This window comes from Pseudomonas putida (assembly GCF_030159595.1).
Taxonomy (GTDB): Bacteria; Pseudomonadota; Gammaproteobacteria; order Pseudomonadales; family Pseudomonadaceae; genus Aquipseudomonas; species Aquipseudomonas putida_AC.
In genome coordinates this window covers 1-4,862 of the sequence record NZ_BSKJ01000025.1, presented here as the reverse complement: position 1 = coordinate 4,862, position 4,862 = coordinate 1, and the positions used below count along the sequence as shown (strand labels likewise).

The window sequence follows — 4,862 nt, the reverse complement described above, 5'->3', positions numbered from 1 at the left end:
ACCAGCACCAGGTCGCCCTGGTTGCCAGTGCCCGGGGTACCCGAACCTGGTTCGTCGGTCACGGTGGTGGTCACCGGTGCCTTGTCCAGGGTCAGTTGCTCGAACTTGCCGACGTCGTCACCGCTGACCGAAGCGATCGATTTGATCACTGGGTCGTTAGTGCCGGTGTAGACGTTGTCCGGAGCGGTAACGGTGGTGGTGCCCACGGTACCGTTGGCCGGCACGGTGATGACGGTCTTGCCGTCGCTCAGCGTGAAGGTCAGCGCCGAGTGGTTGTTGATCGGCAGGCCGTCTTTGTTGGTCAGGGTCACGGTGTAGGTGATCACGCCGCCTTCGGTAACCGACGGGGTCGCCGTCAGTTTCGCGATGACTTCATCGGTGGTATCGGTCACCTGAACGGAGGCGTTACCGCCCAGCTGCAGGTTCTCGAAGGTACGACCGTCGACGTCCACAGCGGACTTGATACCCACACTGATCTGGCCAGCGTCGTTGTAAACGTCATCGCCTTGTGCCGCGTGCTCGTACGGCGCGCTGGTGTCGCCAGCCTTGATGGTGACCTGAGCATCGTTGCTCAGAGTCACGACCAAGTCGTGGTCCAGCGGCTGGTTGATGTGAACGGTGAAGGTCGGCTTCACATTCTCAGCGACCGACGTCTGGTCGGCGGTGATGGTGACCAGCACCAGGTCGCCCTGGTTGCCGGTGCCCGGGGTACCCGAGCCCGGTTCGTCGGTCACGGTGGTGGTCACCGGTGCCTTGTCCAGGGTCAGCTGTTCGAACTTGCCGACGTCGTCACCGCTGACCGAAGCGATCGATTTGATCACTGGGTCGTTAGTGCCGGTGTAGACGTTGTCCGGCGCGATAACGGTGGTAGTGCCCACAGTGCCATTGGCTGGCACGGTGATGGTGGTCTTGCCATCGTTCAGCGTGAAGGTCAGCGCCGAGTGGTTGTTGATCGGCAGACCGTCTTTGTTGGTCAGGGTCACGGTGTAGGTGATTACGCCGCCTTCGGTAACCGAAGGCGTAGCGGTCAGCTTCGCGATCACTTCGTCGGTGGTGTCGGTGACATCAACCTTCGCCGCATTACCCAGCTGCAGGTTTTCGAAGGTACGACCGTCGACGTCCACGGCGGACTTGATGCCCACGCTGATCTGACCAGCGTCGTTGTAGACGTCATCGCCTTGTGCCGCGTGCTCGTATGGCGCGCTGGTGTCGCCGGCCTTGATGGTCACGGTCGCATCGTTGCTGAGGGTCACGACCAGGTCGTGGTCCAGCGCCTGATTGATGTGCACGGTGAAGGTCGGTTTGACGTTCTCGGCCACCGAGGTCTGGTCGGCGGTGATGGTCACCAGTACCAGGTCGCCTTCGTTGCCAGTGCCCGGGGTGCCCGAACCCGGTTCGTCGGTCACGGTGGTGGTCACCGGCGCCTTGTCCAGGGTCAGTTGCTCGAACTTGCCGACGTCGGTGCCGCTGACCGAGGCGATCGATTTCACGATCGAGTCGTTGGTACCGACGTAGACGTTGTCCGGCGCGGTGACGGTGGTAGTACCCACGGTGCCGTTGGCCGGCACGGTGATGGTGGTCTTGCCATCGTTCAGCGTGAAGGTCAGGGCCGAGTGGTTGTTGATCGGCAGGCCGTCTTTGTTGGTCAGCGTGATGGTGTAGGTGATCACGCCGCCTTCGGTCACCGAAGGCGTAGCGGTCAGCTTCGCGATCACTTCGTCGGTGGTGTCGGTGACATCAACCTTCGCCGCATTACCCAGCTGCAGGTTTTCGAAGGTACGACCGTCGACGTCCACAGCGGACTTGATACCCACACTGATCTGGCCAGCGTCGTTGTAGACGTCATCGCCTTGTGCCGCGTGCTCGTATGGCGCGCTGGTGTCGCCAGCCTTGATGGTGACCTGAGCATCGTTGCTGAGGGTCACGACCAGGTCGTGGTCCAGCGGCTGGTTGATGTGCACGGTGAAGGTCGGTTTGACGTTCTCGGCAACCGAAGTCTGGTCGGCGGTGATGGTGACCAGCACCAGATCGCCTTCGTTGCCAGTACCCGGGGTACCCGAGCCTGGCTCGTCGGTGACGGTGGTGGTGACCGGGGCCTTGTCCAGGGTCAGTTGCTCGAACTTGCCGACGTCGTCGCCGCTGACCGAAGCGATCGATTTGATCACTGGGTCGTTAGTGCCGGTGTAGACGTTGTCCGGGGCGGTGACGGTGGTAGTGCCCACGGTGCCGTTGGCCGGCACGGTGATGGTGGTCTTGCCATCGTTCAGCGTGAAGGTCAGGGCCGAGTGGTTGTTGATCGGCAGACCGTCTTTGTTGGTCAGGGTCACGGTGTAGGTGATTACGCCACCTTCAGTAACCGAAGGCGTAGCGGTCAGCTTCGCGATCACTTCGTCGGTGGTATCGGTCACCTGAACGGAGGCGTTGCCGCCCAGTTGCAGGTTCTCGAAGGTACGACCATCGACGTCCACGGCGGACTTGATGCCCACGCTGATCTGGCCGGCGTCGTTGTAGACGTCATCGCCTTGTGCCGCGTGCTCGTATGGCGCGCTGGTGTCGCCGGCCTTGATGGTCACGGTCGCATCGTTGCTGAGGGTCACGACCAGGTCGTGGTCCAGCGCCTGATTGATGTGCACGGTGAAGGTCGGTTTGACGTTCTCGGCCACCGACGTCTGGTCAGCGGTGATGGTGACCAGCACCAGGTCGCCCTGGTTGCCAGTGCCCGGAGTACCCGAACCTGGTTCGTCGGTCACGGTGGTGGTCACCGGTGCCTTGTCCAGGGTCAGCTGCTCGAACTTGCCGACGTCGTCACCGCTGACCGAAGCGATCGACTTGATCACTGGATCATTGGTGCCGGTGTAGACGTTGTCCGGGGCAATGACGGTGGTAGTGCCCACGGTGCCGTTGGCCGGCACGGTGATGGTGGTCTTGCCATCGTTCAGCGTGAAGGTCAGGGCGCTGTGGTTGTTGATCGGCAGACCATCTTTGTTGGTCAGCGTCACGGTGTAAGTGATCTGGCCGCCTTCGCTCACAGACTCGGTTGCGGTCAGCTTGGCCACAACTTCGCTGATGGTGTCCTTGACCTTGACCGAAGCATCGCCGCCCAGTTGCAGGTTTTCGAAACCACGACCGTCGATATCCACGGCGGACTTGATACCCAGCGTGATTTTGCCGCCGTCTTCGTAGACGTCTTCACCTTGCGCTGCATGGGTGTATGGTGCGCTGGTTTCACCCGCCTTGATGGTCACGGTCGCATCGTTGCTGAGGGTCACGACCAGGTCATGATCCAGCACGGTGTTGATCTTGACGGTGAAGGTCGGCTCTTTGTTTTCGTAAACCAACTTCTGATCAGCCACGATAGTGACTTTGACCAGATCGCCTTGGTTGCCGGTACCTGGAGTGCCCGAACCTGGCTCGTCGGTAACTTCGGTACTGACCTTGGTTTCGTCCAGCGTCAGCTGCTCGAACTTCCAGGCATCAGCGCCGCTGACGTACTTCAGGCTCTGCTCGATCGCAGCATTCGTACCGGTATAGACGTTGTCCGGAGCAATAACAGTAATCGAGCCGGTAGTTCCGTTTGCCGGCACGGTAATGGTGGTCTTGCCATCGCTCAGGGTGAAAGTCAGGGCCGAGTGGTTGTTGATCGGCAGGCCATCTTTGTTGGTCAGTGTCACGGTGTAGGTGATCACACCACCTTCACTTACAGACTCTGTTGCGGTCAGTTTTGCCACAACTTCGTTGATCGTGTCGGTAACTTTAACCGAAGCCTGCTCACCCAGTTGCAGGTTTTCGAAAGTACGCCCGTCAACATCCACCGCCGACTTGATGCCGAGGGTGATTTCGCCACTGTCCTGATAGACGTCGTCGCCCTGTGCCGCATGGACATAAGGTTCGCTCGAAGTCTGACCGGCCTTGATGGTGACCTGTGCATCGTTGCTCAGGGTCACGACCAGATCATGGTCCAGTGCAGTGTTGATGTGTACGGTGAAGCTCGGTTTGACGTCCTCGTCGACCGAGACCTGGTCGGCCGTAATGGTGACCTTGACCACGTCGCCCTGGTTGCCGGTACCTGGAGTGCCCGAACCTGGCTCGTCGGTAACTTCGGTACTGACCTTGGTTTCGTCCAGCGTCAGCTGCTCGAACTTCCAGGCATCAGCGCCGCTGACATACTTGAGGCTCTGCTCGACCGGTGCGTTCGTGCCGGTATAAACGTTGTCTGGAGCAATAACTGTGGCCGAACCGGTGGTGCCGTTCGCAGGCACGGTGATTGTGGTCTTGCCGTCACTCAGCGTGAAGGTCAGTGCCGAGTGGTTGTTGATCGGCAGGCCGTCTTTGTTGGTCAGCGTCACGGTGTAGGTGATCACGCCACCTTCGGTAACGGACTCGGTTGCGGTCAACGTGGCCACAACTTCGCTGACTGTGTCGGTAACCTGAACCGAAGCGTCGCCGCCCAGTTGCAGGTTCTCGAAGGCACGGCCGTCGACGTCCACCGCCGACTTGATGCCAAGGGTGATTTCGCCGCTGTCCAGATAGACATCATCACCCTGCGCAGCGTGCTCGTATGGCGCGCTGGTGTCGCCGGCCTTGATGGTCACGGTCGCATCGTTGCTGAGGGTCACGACCAGATCGTGATCCAGCGGCTGGTTGATGTGAACGGTGAAGGTCGGTTTGACGTTTTCCGCGACCGAGGTCTGGTCGGCGGTAATGGTGACCAGTACCAGATCGCCTTCGTTGCCAGTACCCGGGGTACCCGAGCCTGGCTCGTCGGTCACGGTAGTGGTGACCGGTGCCTTGTCCAGGGTCAGTTGCTCGAACTTGCCGACGTCGGTGCCGCTGACCGAGGCGATCGATTTGATCACTGGATC

General features: G+C 60.4%; 1 protein-coding gene. It reads right to left on the bottom strand.

Features of this window, described 5'->3' with window-relative positions:
- The coding region (locus QQL85_RS26380) for an immunoglobulin-like domain-containing protein (protein ID WP_349816524.1) at window positions 1-4,862 on the bottom strand (4,862 nt) is incomplete at both ends.